The sequence below is a fragment of the Variovorax sp. P4_D9 genome (assembly GCF_056401695.1).
Genome location: NZ_JBFUIU010000129.1, coordinates 1 through 15,741, shown reverse-complemented (window position 1 = coordinate 15,741; position 15,741 = coordinate 1). Strand labels below are relative to the sequence as shown.

At 67.7% G+C, this 15,741-nt stretch carries 14 protein-coding genes and 1 pseudogene; 2 read left to right on the top strand and 13 right to left on the bottom strand.

The genetic code is table 11. The annotated features are described in order from the left end of the window. The coding region (locus AC1DY5_RS16220) for a hypothetical protein (protein WP_478112917.1) at positions 1 to 246 on the top strand (246 nt) is incomplete at its 5' end. Between the two features lie 115 nt (positions 247 to 361). Here the strand turns inward: AC1DY5_RS16220 and AC1DY5_RS16215 are convergent. Beyond that, positions 362 to 880, bottom strand: coding sequence for a septal ring lytic transglycosylase RlpA family protein (locus tag AC1DY5_RS16215; protein ID WP_478112915.1), 519 nt, complete (start codon positions 878 to 880; stop codon positions 362 to 364). A gap of 15 nt (positions 881 to 895) precedes the next feature. Further along, positions 896 to 1,048 carry a hypothetical protein gene (locus AC1DY5_RS16210; protein ID WP_478112914.1) on the bottom strand — a complete coding sequence of 51 codons (153 nt, stop codon included), beginning with the start codon at positions 1,046 to 1,048 and terminating at the stop codon, positions 896 to 898. A 222-nt stretch (positions 1,049 to 1,270) separates the two neighbouring features. Here AC1DY5_RS16210 and AC1DY5_RS16205 point away from each other — a divergent pair, with 222 nt between their 5' ends. Further along, positions 1,271 to 2,680 (top strand): FAD-binding oxidoreductase, encoded by a 1,410-nt coding sequence (locus AC1DY5_RS16205; protein WP_478112912.1) that lies wholly within the window; start codon positions 1,271 to 1,273, stop codon positions 2,678 to 2,680. Here AC1DY5_RS16205 and AC1DY5_RS16200 read toward each other — a convergent pair. The 11 genes and pseudogenes from AC1DY5_RS16200 to AC1DY5_RS16150 form a co-directional block, all read right to left on the bottom strand. Beyond that, positions 2,655 to 5,309: an ATP-binding protein gene (locus AC1DY5_RS16200; RefSeq protein ID WP_478112911.1), complete on the bottom strand. Its 2,655-nt coding sequence runs from the start codon at positions 5,307 to 5,309 to the stop codon at positions 2,655 to 2,657. The two genes, AC1DY5_RS16205 and AC1DY5_RS16200, sit on opposite strands and share 26 nt — an antisense overlap. Before the next feature lie 24 nt (positions 5,310 to 5,333). Beyond that, positions 5,334 to 6,809 carry a cytochrome P450 gene (locus tag AC1DY5_RS16195; protein WP_478112909.1) on the bottom strand — a complete coding sequence of 492 codons (1,476 nt, stop codon included), beginning with the start codon at positions 6,807 to 6,809 and terminating at the stop codon, positions 5,334 to 5,336. Between the two features lie 14 nt (positions 6,810 to 6,823). After that, a complete protein-coding gene (locus AC1DY5_RS16190; protein ID WP_478112907.1) occupies positions 6,824 to 7,459 on the bottom strand; it encodes an alpha/beta hydrolase in 636 nt (211 codons plus the stop codon). 253 nt (positions 7,460 to 7,712) lie between these two features. After that, on the bottom strand, positions 7,713 to 8,090 hold the full coding sequence (locus AC1DY5_RS16185) for a VOC family protein (protein ID WP_478112905.1): 378 nt from the start codon (positions 8,088 to 8,090) through the stop codon (positions 7,713 to 7,715). 22 nt (positions 8,091 to 8,112) lie between these two features. Continuing rightward, a complete protein-coding gene (locus tag AC1DY5_RS16180; protein ID WP_478112903.1) occupies positions 8,113 to 9,588 on the bottom strand; it encodes an SRPBCC family protein in 1,476 nt (491 codons plus the stop codon). 3 nt (positions 9,589 to 9,591) lie between these two features. After that, complete coding sequence (locus AC1DY5_RS16175) at positions 9,592 to 10,029, bottom strand: SRPBCC family protein (RefSeq protein WP_478112901.1); 438 nt, start codon at positions 10,027 to 10,029, stop codon at positions 9,592 to 9,594. Between the two features lie 3 nt (positions 10,030 to 10,032). Then, positions 10,033 to 11,721 (bottom strand): flotillin family protein, encoded by a 1,689-nt coding sequence (locus AC1DY5_RS16170; protein WP_478112899.1) that lies wholly within the window; start codon positions 11,719 to 11,721, stop codon positions 10,033 to 10,035. A gap of 16 nt (positions 11,722 to 11,737) precedes the next feature. After that, the gene (locus AC1DY5_RS16165; protein ID WP_478112897.1) at positions 11,738 to 12,568 is read right to left on the bottom strand and encodes a phosphoenolpyruvate hydrolase family protein; all 831 of its coding nucleotides are present in this window, start codon (positions 12,566 to 12,568) and stop codon (positions 11,738 to 11,740) included. A gap of 23 nt (positions 12,569 to 12,591) precedes the next feature. Next, positions 12,592 to 13,839 carry a Tm-1-like ATP-binding domain-containing protein gene (locus tag AC1DY5_RS16160; protein WP_478112919.1) on the bottom strand — a complete coding sequence of 416 codons (1,248 nt, stop codon included), beginning with the start codon at positions 13,837 to 13,839 and terminating at the stop codon, positions 12,592 to 12,594. 495 nt (positions 13,840 to 14,334) lie between these two features. Then, positions 14,335 to 14,835, bottom strand: a pseudogene (locus tag AC1DY5_RS16155) (ABC transporter ATP-binding protein); the annotation flags it as partial. Next, positions 14,835 to 15,659 (bottom strand): ABC transporter ATP-binding protein, encoded by an 825-nt coding sequence (locus AC1DY5_RS16150; protein WP_478112895.1) that lies wholly within the window; start codon positions 15,657 to 15,659, stop codon positions 14,835 to 14,837. The gene AC1DY5_RS16150 and the pseudogene AC1DY5_RS16155, both read right to left, overlap by 1 nt. Positions 15,660 to 15,741 lie beyond the last annotated feature (82 nt).

Here is a 15,741-nt window from a genome sequence, read left to right as displayed (position 1 = left end):
GTCACCACCACCGGCCCTGCGCTGCTCGTCGCATGGTGGTGGGGCGATGCGGGTGTCGACYTGGACAAGACGGCCGTCCCCGACAACGGCTTCACGGTGGTCGATTCGGTACTGGCTTCTGGTGCCTTGGTGCAGTGCGCCGTTGCCGTCAGGCAGGTGGGCGTGGCCGGTACCTACGACCTGACTTGGACCTCGACGCCGCAACAAGGAGCGCAGCTCTGGCTCGTTGCCGTGCAGGCGGCCTGAGTTGAAATCGAGCTTTTCGATTCGATGCGGGTTGGGTGGGGCGCGCCCCGAAAACCCGCTGCGATTTGCAGCTGCGTTTCATTCGTCATCGTGTCGCCGCCCCGCCGGGCTTGGTTCAATCAGGCTGCGGTATCGACAACGGGGTGACTTCGACCTGTGCCACGCCGTCTTCTCGCGAAAGCCCGATTTCGCGTGCCGTCGCGGGCGAGACGTCGACAATGCGGCCCTTCACATAGGGACCGCGATCCTGGATGGTGACCACCGCACTGCGCCCCGTCTCCAGATTGGTCACCCTGGCGGTGGTGCCGAGGGGCAGCGTCTTGCTGGCAGCGTTGTCGTCGCGCGGGTCCATTCGGGTGCCGTCCGCCATCTTTCGGCCCGTGAACTTGTCAGCGTAGAAGGATGCCTTTCCGACCTGCTTGCTGCCGCTGCGGTCGACGCCCGGCTTCGCTGACGACGAGGATTTTGGAGTCGATCGCGGCGAGCTCGGCGCGGCCTCGCGCGACGAACTCACATCCGGAGCGGAGCCTTGCGCGCCCCGGTCCGTCGGCTTGGGAGCGATTGCGCAGCCGGAGACCGTGCAGGCGATGACGGTGAGCGCCGCGAGGTATCGGGAAGACGGGAGCGTTGACATGCGAGCCTCCCGCGATCAGCCATGCCGTTTGAAGTACTGCACCTCGCGCTCGTGCTGCTCTGCCTGCGCGCGAGTTTCGAAAGTGCCGAGGTTGCGCCGTCGACCGGTCTTCGGATCGACCTTGCGCGAATAGAGACGGTATTGGCCCGATGCCAGCTTTCGGATCATGGCGACTTCCCCTTGCGATCGATGTCGATGGGGACAGCTTGTGCTGTACGGCGCACGTGATGTGTCGGACGCCGCTGATTTGCCTGGCGGACTCCGCCCGGCAAGTATGCGGGGCAGGAGGCAGGCTCGGACTCAGATGGATTCGCTGCGCTCCGGCCCGGATTGTGTCGCCGTCGGCGGCGGAGTAAAGTGCGCCGCTCGCAGGACTTCAGCGGAGGGTGCATGACGCATCAGATGAACGACGGCATCGAGGCATTCCGTACCGGATTCACCGGACAGACATTGACGCCCGGTCATCCTGAATACGACAAATCGCGCGCGATCTGGAATGGCGCCATTGATCGCAAGCCTGCGTTGATCGCGTGTTGCACCACGGCCAGGCAGATCGCCGACGCTATCCGTTTCGCGCGCGAGCATGAACTCCAACTCGCGGTCCGCGGAGGCGGCCACAGCTACGCCGGGAACTCGGTATGCGATGGTGGCCTGATGATCCATCTCGGCGCAATGAATGGCGTCGTCGTCGATCCTTCAGCCCGGCGGGCAGTGTGCGGCGGCGGCGCGACCTGGGCGGACATCGACGCGGCGACGCAGATGCACGGGCTGGCGGCCCCCGGCGGCTTCATCAGCCACACCGGCATCGCCGGCCTCGCCCTCGGCGGAGGGATCGGCTGGCTCACCAAGATGGCCGGACTCTCGTGCGACAACCTCGTTGCCGCCGAGGTCGTGACCGCCGACTCGCGCATCGTGCGCGCGTCGGCCCAAGAAAACCCCGACCTTTTCTGGGCGCTGCGCGGCGGCGGTGGCAACTTCGGCGTCGTCACATCGTTCGAGTTTGCTCTCCACCCCGTGGGCCCTTTGGTCAACCTCGGGCTGTTCTTCTTCGGTCTCGACAACGGGGCCAAGGCTTTGCAGTTCGCCCACGAGTTCGTCAAGACCTTGCCCGCCAACGCGACCGCCTTCCTCGCGATCGGCTTGAGCGCGCCGCCCGCGCCGTTCGTGCCCGAGCAGTACCGGTTCCTGCCCGGGCATGCGCTGCTGGTTGCCGGCTTCGGGTCGGCCGAGGAGCACCAGGCCGTCGTGGCCCCGATTCGCGAGGCAGTGACGCCTCTTTTCGAGTTGGTCACGCCAATTCTCTACGTTGCGCTCCAGCAGATGTTTAACGACAGCGCCACGTGGGGAACGTTCGGCTACGAGAAGGCCCTCTACCTCGACGAGTTGTCGGACGCAGCCATCGCGGTCATCGGCGAACACGTACCGAAAAAAAGCTCTCCGATGTCGTTCTGCCCGACATTCACCCTGTCCGGCGCCTACCACGCCCTTGGCGACGCCGATACGGCCTTCGGCGGCAGCCGAACTGCAAACTACGTGTTCAACATAGGAGYCGCTGCGCCCGATCGCCAATTGTACGAAGCCGATCAAGCCTGGGTGCGCAATTTCTGGGAGGCGATGCGGCCACTTGCGACGGGGTCGGGTGGCTACGTGAACTTCATGGTGGAGGCTGACGACGACCGCGTGCGCGCCTCGTACGGCGAGGCCAAGTACCAGCGTCTTGCGGGCATCAAGGCCAAATACGACCCGGGCAACATCTTCAGCCTCAACGTCAACATCAAGCCGGCGCCGCAGGCTGAATGAGCTGGAATGCCATGGCCATTTCGATGGCCTCGTCGATGTTCGGTATCCGCCCCTCCGCGAAGGCCGCCTCGACCTGTTCCTTGTGGCGATCGAACCAAAGCCTGGCCCTGTCGGTCTCGAGGAGTTGGGGGTTCGTCGACCGAAGCGAGCCAAGCGTGTCGTACACGCCGAGGGCTGCCATCAACAGCGGCTCTGCAGTGCGCATCTGCATGCAGTGCTCCGCAGCTTCACCGAACGTCCAAAGCGCGTTCGCGATCTCGAATTTCGCTCGCAGTTCGACGGCGAACCGCAGTGCCTGCCTCAACATGTCCAGACCTTCATCGGCATCGCCGCTGCGTATACGTTCCAGCCCRATGACGCGAAGCAGAACGCCCGTCCGAAAACTGTCGCCCGCAGTTCGATAGATCGACAGCGCCTGCTCCCACAGCTGCAGCGCGGATTCATCGTCGCGTTGATCTTTGCGGCTCGCCCCCAGGTGCCACATTGTGAGAGCGACACCCCAGGCGTCACCGGTCTCGCGCATGATGAGCTGGCTGTCCTGATAGCGCTGGTCAGCCAGTGCGAAATCTCGGTCGCCCAGCGCGAACGCGCCCAGGAAGTCCAGCGCATACGCCTCGCAGCGGCGATCTCCACAGGCTCGGGCCATTTCGATGCCTTGATTCAACGCCTGCTGCATGGTGGACCTGTCCCCCTTGAAAAAGGACATGTAACCCGTGAAGAACAGCGCCCACGCATGTTCGACCGGATATGCGGCGGCATTCGGCGCCGCCATCATGCGACGTAGCCAGAAGACCCCCTCGCTGTATTCGCTGCGGATGGACCAGTATCGTCCCAGGCGGGATGCCAATCGCAGCCCGGGTAGCGTTCTGTGCGCGCTGGCCGCCCAGTCCATCGCCGTACGCACGTTGTCGCTCTCCGTCTCGATGGCGGTCAGTGCAGCGAGTTGACCCGCTCCATACAAGAGCGGCTCGGCAGCTTCGACGAGCCCCAGGAAATGGTCGAGATGACGATCGCGAACGCCATCGTGTTCGCCTGCCTCGACCAGCTTCTCCGCGGCGTACTGGCGTACGGATTCGAGTAGCTGATAGCGCGCCATTTCATCTCCTTCCCGTGTGCCCACCAGCGACTTGTTGACCAGATGGCTCAGCAGCTCCAGCACGTCGGCAACGTCGATCTCCGCACCCGACGCAACCGCCTCCGCCTCGGCCAGCGTACAGCCGCCCGCGAACACGGATAGCCTCCTCAACAGTGCACGTTCGGGCGCTGAAAGAAGGTCAAAGCTCCAGTCGATCGCGGCACGCAGCGTCTGCTGGCGCGGCATTGCCGTTCGGCTTCCTCCGGTGAGCAAGCGGAACCGATCATTCAAGCGCGCTTGAATCTGTTGCGCGCTGAGCATCTTGGTGCGGGCTGCCGCCAACTCGATCGCCAGCGGTATGCCGTCCAGCCGGATGCAGATCTCCGCGACCGCTGATGCGTTCTGTCGATCCACCGCAAAGGACGGCTGGGCCGCAATCGCCCGATCGGTGAACAACCGGACCGACTCGTATTGCGATAGACCTTCGGCTGCGGCGAGCGCGCTGACGCCAGCTTCGGGCATCGTGAGGGGTCGTACCGGAAAGACGAGCTCGCCGGGAATGCCCAGCGCCTCGCGGGTCGTCGCGAGAATCGTGATCTCAGGACAACGTGCCAGCAGCCGCTGTGCGATGCGCGCCACTGCCTCGACCATGTGCTCGCAGTTGTCGATGACCAGCAGCACCTGCTTGTCCTTCAGGAAATCCATCAGCACGTCTTCGGGCTTGCGCAAGCCCTCCTCGCGCAGGCCGAAGGTATAGGCCACGGCGCTGGGCAGAAAGGTCGGGTCGGCCACCGGCGCGAGTTCCACGAACCATGCACCGTTGGCGAACTCGCCGAACACCGATGAAGCGGCCTGGATCGACAGCCGGGTCTTGCCAGACCCTCCCGGGCCGGACAGGGTAAGCAGCCTGGTCAGCCGCAGCTGGTCGCGGATCGTCGCAAGTTCGACTTCGCGGCCGATGAAGCTGTTGAGCGGGATGGGAAGATTGTGTGGGGGCGCATGCAGTGCCTTGAGGGCAGGGAACTCGCTGCGCAGCCCGGTCCCCGTGAGTTGGAAGATTCTTTGYGGTTGCGCCAGATCCCTCAGCACATGCTGGCCCAGGTCACGCAACGACACCTCCCGGGGCAACTTGTCACGCACGAGCTCGACCGTCGTCAACGACAGCAACACCTGGCCGCCGTGGCCCGCCGACAGGATGCGCGAAACGCGGCTCAGCGTGATCCCCGAGACATACTCTCCCGACTTGAACTCGCCCTCTCGTACCTCGGCAGCACCGGTGTGCAGGGCCATGCGAACGCTCAGGCAGTCGACCCCATCCCAGCGCTCTGTGCGAAGCGCGCGCTGGGCGTCCAGTGCAGCGGCCAGGCCGTCCGACGCGACCGCGAACGCCGCGCAACAGCCGTCACCGATCACCTGAAACACATAGCCGCCATGCCGCTCGATGCTGGCCGACAGCAGCGCATGGTGGCGCGAAAGGGCGGTCCCCATCGCGTCGGGGAATTGCTGCCATAACCTGGTACTGGCCTCGATGTCAGTAAACAGGAATGTGACCAACCCCGAGGGAAGTCTTGCCATAGGTCACCGCAGGATACGAGCGGACGAATGCGATCTCATGCCTCGACGTGGATGCGGTGCTCTCGCAGCTTCATCGTCAGACCCACCGGCGCCATGGCCAGCTGCAGCAGTTCGCGTGGCTCCTTGCCGTCGAAAGTGCTCACGTCCTGGGCGGCTCAACAGGATCGCCATCGCCATCTTGATTTCGACCAGGGCCAGGTATCGCCCGGGGCAGATGCGCGGGCCGGCACCGAAGGGCATGGAGATGCGCTTGGCCGCGCTGGCGGTCTGCCTGGGGTGGCCCTCGGCCAGCCAGCGTTCGGGCTCGAAGCGCGCGGCGTCGGCGATGTGGGCTTCACTCACCGCATCGCGCCGCATCACCGCCAGCACGACCATGCCGACTGGGATGTGCACGTCACCCAGCGTGGTGTCGCGCAAGGCCTGCATGCCGTTCTGCGGGGCCACCGGTTTCAGGCGCATGGTCTCGTGGGCGCAGGCTTCAACGTAGTCCATCTCACCGATCTGATCGATGCCGGGCGGCTCGCCATCGGCGCACACGCGGCGCACCTCCGCCGTGGCCTTGGCCAGCGCATCAGGGTTTTGCCATAGCAGATGGATCATCCAGGCCAGCGTGTTGGCGGTGGTGTCCTCGCCGGCCAGCAGCATGGTGAGCACGTTGCCCGCCACTTGCTTGTCGTCCATTCCGCTGTCGGGTTCGTCGGCGGCAACCAGCATGGCCTCCAGCAGGTTGGTCGGGTGCTCGCGCAGGGCAGGGTTCTCCTGCAGTCGCCTGCGCCCCTGGGCAATGAAGCCATCGACGGCCGCATTCACCTCGGCAACGCTGCGCACCAGTGCGCGATCTTCCGCCGAGGGGAACCAGCGCCACAAGGGAAGAGGCGCAAAGATGCGCTTGAAGACGGCCGGGAAGATGCGGTTCAGGTGCTTCTGAATCACATCTTCATCGCTCTGCAGCGTATTGACTTCGGCGCCGAACGCCAGGCCGGCGATCGCGTCCACGGTGAATCGCATCAGGTCGGCCTGCAGATCGATGGTCGTGCCGTGAAGCGCAGCCTGATACCAGCGTTCGGCCAGTCGCCGTGCGACGCGTTGCAGCGCAGGGTGATAGCGCTTCACGCTGCCGGGGTCGAAGGCGGCCATCACCATGCGGCGCTGGCGCCGCCAGGTGTCGCCGTTGGCGCCGAACACGCCCCCCGTGAAACCGAGTTCGGTCCACACCTGCTCCATCTTGGTGGTGCGGCGAAAACCGTCGGGGCGGTCACGCAGGGCTGTGGCAATCAATTCATGGTCGCCCACCACCACCGCGCGGCGGGGGCCCAGGCGCAGCTTGAAGATCGGGCCGTGCTCTTCGCACCATTGTTCCAGTTGCAGGTGCAGCCGGGTGGAGTCGACCTGAAGCAGGTTGCCGAACACCGGCACGCCGCGCGGGCCAGGCAGGTCGTCGAACTCGCGAAGCCGGTTCGGCGCAATGGATGTGTTCATGGCTTTGTCCATGTCTATTTGGCGAGAGTCCAGGCGGCGATCTGCTGAACCACCTCGCGATCAAGCCCATTGAAGCCGTGGTAGGCCATGGCCTCGCAGGGGTCGCCCTTGTTGACCCCGCCCTGGAAGGCCAACAACGCCTTCCTCGGCGAGTTCGCGAGTTTGGCCATCAATTCGGGCACATTGGCAAAGGGGCAGAGCGCACAGCCGTCTAGCTCGTGATGCACGACGAGCACGGGGATCCGGATCTTCCCCAGTGGCATTGCAGGGACGGCGCGACTGCTGTCGTCAGTGAGAATGGTCGAGCTCAGGACGATGCCGTCAGGGCCTTCGGGGCCGGACAGCTCGGTGGCGACGTAGGCGGCGGACTGCGTGCCGCGGCTGGTGCCCACCAGCCACACGGGCGCCTTGGTTTGCTCGCGCATCCATGCGATGGCCGCTTTCATGTCTGCCACATGCTCCGGCTTCTGGCGAAAGCCGCCAAGGTAGGGCGGACTCTGCCGATCGGATGGGGCATCGATCACCGCAACCATGAGTCCCTGGTCTGCAAACAACTGCCGCGTGCGAACCAGGAAATTCCCGGCGCCCCAATTGAACGAACCATTGGGGAAGATCTGCAGCCCCCCGTGCCCGCCGGCAATCAGGATCACTGCAGCCTTCGGCGTCGGGGGGGAGAGCACGAGCATTCGCTGCGCCACGCTGGGCCTGGTGGTAATGTCCACCATGCGCTGCGTGGTCTGCGCCTGGACTTGCGAGACGAGTGCAACGAGAAGGCCCGCGAGCCAGGTCCGGGTGCGCATCGAAGATGTCCGGGTGCAAAAGGTTCGACCCTGCTGGATCGTCGAGTATTGGGCAGTTTCACAAGCTCGGCAATACCACTTGTGATGAGGGCGGCGGCCTTGGCTAGGGCGTCTCCGAGGCGTCGAAGTCGAGCTCGACCTTGGCCCCGGTCGGGTCGTGGCAGAACAGCTGCCAGGTCCCTGCGCCGGCCTGCTGCCGCAACTCGTACGCGATGCCGCGCTGGTCGAAGCGGGCCTTGACCGCGCGCAGGTCCTGAGCAGTGAATGCCATGTGGTCGATGACGCCGGTGCGCTGCGCCGGCACCGGCCGGCCGAAATACAGGTGAAGCACGGCCTGCGGACCCCTGCCGTAGAGCCAGGCGCCCGGAAAGCCGAGCTCCGGCCGATGGCCGACGCGCAGGCCGAGCAGGCCGGTGTAGAAGTCCAGCGTCTGCTGCTCGTCCTCCGCGGTGACGGTGAAGTGGTTCATGCCGACGATCATCGAAGTCCCTCCTGTCCGGGTGTCATGGCAGCAGCACCAGCGCACCGATGGTGGCGCGCGATTCGAGCCGCTCGTGCGCCTGCGCCGCCGCCTCGAGCGAGAAGCGCTCGATCGGCGGCAGGCGGATCGCACCGTCGGCGAGCGCCTGCCAGACCCCCTGCGCGCGTTCGGCAAGCTGCGCCGGCGTCGAGACGTAGTCGAACACCACCGGCCGCGAGAAGCTCAGCGACTTGGCCACCAGCGCATCGGGCGGCAGCGGCGCCAGCGGGCCGCTGGCCTGGCCCAGGCTGATCCAGTGGCCGCGGCGCGCGAGCGCGGCGAGATTCTCGTCGCGGGCCGCGTCACCGAGTCCGTCGATCACCACGTCGGCGCCTCCGCAGAGGCGCTGCACCGCATCGGCGAAGCGGTAGTCGCGGGTCACAATCACGTGCTCGCAACCATGCTCGCGCGCGACCCGGGCCTTGTCCTCGCTCGACACCGTGCCGATCACCACCGCACCGAGCCGGCGCGCCCAGGCGCAGACCAGCAGGCCGACACCACCGGCCGCCGCATGCACCAGCAGCCGGGTGCCGCGCTGCACATGGCCGAGGTCGTGCAGCAGGTAGTCGGCCGTGATGCCCTTGAGCAGCAGGGCGGCCGCCGTCTCGTCATCGATCTCGGCCGGCAGCCTCACCACCCAGTCGGCCGGCACGCTGCGCACGCCGCAGTAGGCGCCCGGCACCGGGCCGAGGTAGGCCACGCGATCCCCGGGCAGGAAGCCGCTGACCTCGGGACCGACGTCGAGCACACCGCCCGCCGCCTCCATGCCGAGCACGCCGGGCGACCCCGCCGAGACCGGCAGCATCGACGGCACCCAGCCGCGTCGCAGGTAGACGTCGATGAAATTGACGCCCACCGCCCGCTGCCGGATGCGCACTTCGCCGGCGCCCGGCACAGCGGCCTCGGCGTCCTGCGGCCGCAGTTCCTCCGGGCCGCCGTAGCGGGCGAGGGCGATGCGCCGCGTCGCCACGGGCAGCGCCGTCGGCATCGCGGCGGCAGCCGGAGCGCGCCGGTCGACGCCGCCGCGCAGGTAGCGCCGCAGATCCTCGAAGCCGGTCTCGTAGACGCCCTGCGCCACGGTGTCCCGCAGTTCGCGCTCCAGGCCCGCGGGGGTCGCGAAGCTCGACTCCCAATGCCAGAACGTCCGGTTGCCATCGGTCACCGGCTTGAGCGTCACGGTCGCCACGTAGCGCTGCAGCGGCAGGCTGGCCTCGACGATGCAGTAGGTGCTCTTGTGCTCGCTGTCCGACAGGGTCAGCAGCTGCTCGCGGAGGTGGTTGCCGTCCTTGAGCCTGAAGTTGCGCACGCAGCCGACCTGGTCGCTGCGCTCGCCGCCTTCGATGTGGCTGTCGGCGATCGCGCTGTGCCACTGGTCGTGGCTGTTGAAGTCGCGCAGCACCGCCCAGACGCGCTCGATGGGCGCGTCGATGATCGCCGAGCGGACGACCTTCTGCAGCATGGCTCAGCGCAGCGAGCGCCGCTTCAGCGCATCGAAGCCGGCCTGGAAGACGCCGTTGCCGATGGATTCGGTCAGCTCGCGCTCGCGGCCGGCCTCGCAATCGAACTCAGCGCTCCATTCTACAAAGCAGCGTCCGCCGTCGGTCACCGGCGTGAGCTTGAGGGTGGCGACGTAGTTCGCGACGCCCATCGGGCTCTCGAGGATCTCGTAGGTGCAGCTGTAGTCGTAGTCGGAAAGCGCCAACAGCTTCTCGCGGATCATGCCGCCGTCCTTGAGGTGGAAGTGGCGGATGCAGCCGACGCGGTCGGCCGGCTGGCCGTTCTCGATCCGGCTGTCGGCGATCGCCGGATGCCATTGCGGCAGGCCGTTGAAGTCGCGCACCCGCGTCCAGACGCTGTCGGCGCTGGCATCGATGACGCTCGAGACGTAGACGTTCACCATGCACTATTCCTTCGGCGCGGTCGAGGGCAGGGCAGCGTGCGAGCCGCTCACGTCGCCGACCAGGCGCTGGATGTCGCCGCCCTCGATGCCGATCTCGCGCAGCAGCTGGTCGACCAAGGGCGCCTGGGCCCGGAAGCGCAGCGCCGAGTTGACCAAGCCGTCGGCGAAGCCGCCGCCGTCACCGCTGCGCGCGCCGTCGCCCGACGAACCGCCGAGCCCGTCCACATGCAGGATCTTGATGCCCTCGATGCGCTCCAGCGGCCGCACCGACTCGCGGATGATGGCCTCGGCCTTCTCGACCAGCTTCATGCGCAGCGCCGACATGCGGGCCTCGGGCGTCAGCATGTTGTGCGACTCGTTCATCATGCGCGCCGCGTCGGCCTCGATCTCGGCCCGCACCCGCATCGCCATCGAGCGGATCTTGTCGGCGTCGGCATCGGCCTCGGCCTGCGCGCGCACCGCGGCGCCGCGGGCGGCACTGGCGTCGCTCTCGGCCTGCGCCGCCGACGTGAGCCGCAGCGCATCGCGCTCGGCAATCTGCTGGGCGCCGATCAACTCGATCGCCTTCTTGCGCTCGGCCATCTCGACCTCACGCGCGGTGAACACCTTTTCTTCCGCCGACACGGCCAGCGCCCGCGCGATCTCGGCCTCGGCCTGGGCCTCGCTCTGGGCCTTGCTCTCGCGCGCGACCGAGATCGCGCGCTGCTGCTCGGCCAGTTCGAGCGACATGCGGCGCTCGATCTCGGCGCCCTGGATCGCACGCTCCTTGCCGATGCGCTCCTCCTCCAGCGTCTGCTCGGAGCGGATGCGGGCCTGGTCGATGCTCTGCCTGGCGGCGATCTGCGCCGCCTCGGCGTCCTGCTCGCGCTGCGCCCGCTCGGCCGACACTTCGGCGCGCTGCCGGGCGCGGGCGATCTCGAGTTCGCGCTGCTGGGCCAGGCGCGCATGCTCGCCTTCGCGGTCGATGTTCAACGACAGCTTTTCGGCCTCGAGGTTCTTGTTGCGGATCGCGATCAATGTGTCCTGCTCGACGTCGTTGCGCTGCTTCTTGCGGTGCTCGATCTGCTCGGTCAGGCGCGTCAGGCCCTCGGCGTCGAAGGCGTTGCTGGGGTTGAAGAACTCCATGCCGGTCTGGTCGAGCTGGGTCAGCGAGGCGGCTTCGAGCTCGAGGCCGTTCTTGGTCAGGTCCTCGGAAACGGCATCGCGCACGCGCTTGACATAGGCGCCGCGCTTCTCGTGCAGTTCTTCCATCGTCATCTCGGCGGCCGCGGTGCGCAGCGCGTCGACGAACTTGCCCTCCACCAGTTCCTTGAGCTGGTCCGGCTCCATGGTCCGCAGGCCCAGCGTCTGCGCCGCCGCGGCGACCGCCTCCTCGCTGGTCGCCACCCGCACATAGAACTCGGCGATCACGTCGACCCGCATCCGGTCCTTGGTGATCAGTGCCTTGTCGCGGCCGCGGTTGACCTCTAGGCGCAGCGTGTTCATGTTGACCGGAATGACGTCGTGCACGATCGGCAGCACGAAGGCGCCGCCCCCGAGCACCACCTTCTGCCCGCCCAGGCCGGTGCGCACGAAGGAGCGCTCCTTCGAGCTGCGCAGGTACAGCCAATGCAGCAGCCAGACCGCGACCGCGACGACGATCGCGACCACGATCAGGCCGAGGATGAAACTTCCGAATTGAGCGCCTGACATGGATCTCGTCTCCTGTTTATCTCGTGATCTGAACGAAGCGCCGCGTGGTCTCGGTCAGCGCCACCTCGGTCGGCAGCCGCTCCATCGAGCTGGCGCCGTAGAAGCCGTGGCACGCGGGACAGCGCGACAGAACGTAGCGCGCATCCTCCGGCGTGGCGATCGGGCCGCCGTGGCAGAGCACGATCGCCTCGGGGTTGACTTCGCGCGCGGCCGCCGCCCAGGCATTGATGCGCGGCACGCAGTCGGCCAGCGTGAGCGCGGTGCCGGCACCGATGGCGCCGCCGGTCGTGAGGCCGAGGTGGCAGACCACGATGTCGGCGCCGGCCGTGGCCATGGCGCGCGCATCGGCCTCGCAAAACACATAGGGCGTGGTCAGCAGGTCGAGCGCGCGGGCGCGCGCGATCAGCTCGACCTCGAGCCCATAGCCCATGCCGGTCTCCTCGAGATTGGCCCGGAAGACGCCGTCGATGAGGCCGACGGTCGGGAAGTTCTGCACGCCAGAGAAGCCCAGCGACACCAGCCGGGCCAGGAACTCGTCCGCAATCATGAACGGATCGGTGCCGTTGACACCGGCCAGCACCGGCGTGTGCTTGACGACCGGCAGCACCTCTCGCGCCATTTCGCAGACGATCTCGTTGGCGTTGCCGTAGGCCATCAGGCCCGCCAGCGAGCCGCGGCCGGCCATGCGGTAGCGGCCCGAGTTGTAGATCACGATCAGGTCGATGCCGCCGGCCTCCTCGCACTTGGCCGACAGGCCAGTGCCGGCGCCACCGCCGATGATCGGCTGGCCGGCGTCGATCTTGGCGCGCAGCCGTGTCAGCAGGGTCGAGCGGGAGATGCGGGGCATGGGCTGTTCCTCCTTGTTGCCGCTCAGGCGCGCCGGGCGCTGGCCGGCTTCCGCGACACTTCGTGCCACGCGCCGACCAGCGCCTCCGCGAAGGCTTCGTCGTTGATGTGCAGGGGCAGGCGAATCAGCTTGCGGTCGGGGCCGCTTCGAAAGGCGCTCTCGATGCTGCGGAACAGAAGCTGGTCGGCCTCCRGATCATGGAAGGGCTGGCCGGGCCGGTCGATCGCTGAGACGCCGCCCTCAGGAATCAGGAAGCGCAYCGGCCCGCGCATCGCATTGAGCTTGGCGGCGATGAACTCGCCGATCGCGCGGCATTCGTCGGCCGAGGTCCGCATCAGCGTCACGGTCGGGTTGTGGCGATACAGCCGCCGGCCCTTGAAGCGCTCGGGCACCGTGTCCCAGGCGCCGAAATTGACCATGTCGAGCGCGCCGCAGGAGCCCACGTACGGTAGCGCATGGCGGGCGAACACATCGAGCCGGGTCGGGCCGGCCGACAACACGCCGCCGACGATCTCGTCGGCGATCTCGGTGGTCGAGACATCGATCACGCCGGCGATCAGGCCCGACTCGGCAAGCTTCTCCATCGACTGGCCGCCGACGCCGGTGGCATGGAACACCAGGCAGTCCCAGTGGTCTTCGAGCCGATGCGTGACCGCCTGCACGCAGGGCGTGGTGACGCCGAACATGGTCAGTCCGATCGCCGCCTTGGTGATGGTCGATGCCGCCGGCGGATGGGCGATCATGCCGGCCAGCGCGTGGGCCGCATTGGCCAGCACGAGCTCGCTGATGCGATGGATTCCCTGCACGTCGGTGACCGAATACATCATGCAGATGTCGCTCGGTCCGACGTAAGGACGCGTGTCGCCGCTGGCCATGGTCGAGACCATCATCTTGGGCAGGCCGATCGGCAGTGCGCGCATGCCCTGCGTCGCCATCGAGGTGCCGCCGGAGCCACCGGCCGAGATGATGCCGCCGAGGTCGCGGCGCGTGCTCAAAAAGGACTCGAAGGCCAGCGCCATCGCGGCCATCGCTCTGCCGCGGTCGTTGCTGAACACCGCAGACTCGCCCTGCGGATGATGCCGCGCCACCTCGCGCGGATGCACGCTGGCCGGCGAGGGCTTGCCCGAGGTCGACAGGTCGACCGTGACCACGCGCAGGCCGAGCTTCTCGAGACATTGGCGCAGGAAGGCCAGCTCGCGGCCCTTGGTGTCGAAGGTACCCGCGACGTAGGCGGAACGCTCGCTGCTGGCGGCGACCGGGAACTCGAACACGCGCGGCGAGGGGGCCGCCAGTGGGGCCACTGCAGCTTCGGGCGCGATCGGTGCCGCCGCGATGCGGACGATGTCGGCCACCGGCGCCGCGGTGCCGCCGGCATTCCAGCGCGTGAAGCCGCGCACCGTGCTCGGCGCCAGGTCGTCGAGCGAGGGGGCGCCGTCGCCGTGCGCGCGGCGCACCTTGAAGACCTGGGTGGCCGCGGAACTTTGGTCGACCGCAGGCGGCGCCGTGTCGTCCTCCTCGCCGTGGCCGCCCGAGCGCACGCCGAGCAGCCGCTCCTGCAGCGCGCGGTCGGCGGCCAGCTCGGACGCCGGCATCTGCTGCGCGATGCGCCCGTTGACCATCAGGCCGATGCGGTCGGCCACCGAGATCGCGACCCCGAGGTTCTGCTCGATCAGCAGCACCGCGATGCGGCCCTCGACTGCCAGCTCGCGCAGCGCCTGCGCCACCTGCTCGACGATCACCGGCGCCAGGCCTTCGGTGGGCTCGTCCATCACCAGCAGCCTGGGGTTCAGCAGCAGCGCGCGACCGATCGCCAGCATCTGCTGTTCGCCGCCCGACAACTGGGCGCCGCCGTGGCCGCGGCGTTCGGCCAGCCGCGGGAACATCGCATAGACGCGGTCGACCTCGCGCCGTCGGCCGGCCACCAGCCGCAGGGTCTCGTCGACCGACAGCGAGGGCCACACGCGGCGGCCCTGCGGCACGTAGGCGATGCCGCGCTTGGTGATCTCGTTCGGCGCCAGGCCGAGGATCTCCTCGCCCGCGAGCCGGATGCTGCCGCGCGCCGGCACCAGGCCGGTGATCGCATTGCACAGCGTGGTCTTTCCCATGCCGTTGCGGCCGACGATGCCGAGCACGCCCTGGTCGATCGACAGGTTCACGCCCTGCAGCGCATGGGCGCGCCCATAGTAGACGTCGAGGCCTTCGACCACCAGCACCGGGCCGCGGGTCTTCTCCCTCTCGGGCTCGCGTTCGCGTCCGAACCAGGCCATCAGTGCTTGCTCCCCATGTAGATCGCTTGCACCTCGGCGTCGTTCTCGATCTCCGTCGGTGTGCCGGTGCGCAGCACGCGGCCGTTGTGCATCACGGTCACGCGGTCGACCACGCGCAGCGCGATGTCGAGGTCGTGCTCGATCAGCACGAAGCTCATGTGCGCCGGCAGCGAGCCCAGCAGCGCGACCAGTTCGCGCCGCTCGACCGGCGACAGGCCCGCGGCCGGCTCGTCGAACAGGATCAGACGCGGTGCGCCGGCCAGCGCCATGCCGATCTCCAGCTGGCGCTGCTGCCCGTGCGCCAGGTTGGCGACCCGCTCGTCGGCGATGTGGCTCAGGCGCGCGCGCTCGAGCAGGTCGCGGGTGGCGCGGGTCGAGGCATGCCCGACGCGCGCGCGCAGGAAACTGAAGCGGCCGCTGGCGACACCGCGCACCGCGAGGAACAGGTTGTCGCGAACCGTCAGGTCGCGGAACAGCAGCGAGGACTGGTAKGTGCGGCGCAGGCCCTTGCGGATGCGGTCGTGCGGCGGCAGTTCGGTGATGTCCTCGCCGAAGAAATGGATGCGCCCCGCGGTCGGCGGGAAGTCGCCCGTGATGGCGTTGAAGAGCGTCGTCTTGCCGGCCCCGTTGGAGCCGAGGATCGCGTACTTCTGGCCGGCCGCGACAGTGAGCGAAACGTCGTCGACCGCGCGCAGCGCGCCGAAGGCACGCGTCACCCCGTCCAGCCGCAGCGCATCGCCCGAGAGCAGCTGCGCGCCGGCGCCGGCGCCGGCAGCCGCGCCGCCGCGCGATGCGGCCGGCCTGAGCGGGGTGATCGTGGCCATGCCTCTTGCGGCCTACGTCCTGCAGTCAGGGACGTCGCGCGAGCCCAGGCCCATCTTCTTGAATTCGGCCTCGGGCAGTCCC

Excerpts from the sequence above, each read along its gene's own strand:
- AC1DY5_RS16195 (WP_478112909.1), bottom strand. The coding sequence starts at position 6,809 with ATGAACACATCCATTGCGCCGAACCGGCTTCGCGAGTTCGACGACCTG.
- AC1DY5_RS16165 (WP_478112897.1), bottom strand. The coding sequence starts at position 12,568 with ATGCCCCGCATCTCCCGCTCGACCCTGCTGACACGGCTGCGCGCCAAG.
- AC1DY5_RS16185 (WP_478112905.1), bottom strand. The coding sequence starts at position 8,090 with ATGATCGTCGGCATGAACCACTTCACCGTCACCGCGGAGGACGAGCAG.
- AC1DY5_RS16170 (WP_478112899.1), bottom strand. The coding sequence starts at position 11,721 with ATGTCAGGCGCTCAATTCGGAAGTTTCATCCTCGGCCTGATCGTGGTC.
- AC1DY5_RS16180 (WP_478112903.1), bottom strand. The coding sequence starts at position 9,588 with ATGCTGCAGAAGGTCGTCCGCTCGGCGATCATCGACGCGCCCATCGAG.
- AC1DY5_RS16210 (WP_478112914.1), bottom strand. The coding sequence starts at position 1,048 with ATGATCCGAAAGCTGGCATCGGGCCAATACCGTCTCTATTCGCGCAAG.
- AC1DY5_RS16215 (WP_478112915.1), bottom strand. The coding sequence starts at position 880 with ATGTCAACGCTCCCGTCTTCCCGATACCTCGCGGCGCTCACCGTCATC.
- AC1DY5_RS16175 (WP_478112901.1), bottom strand. The coding sequence starts at position 10,029 with ATGGTGAACGTCTACGTCTCGAGCGTCATCGATGCCAGCGCCGACAGC.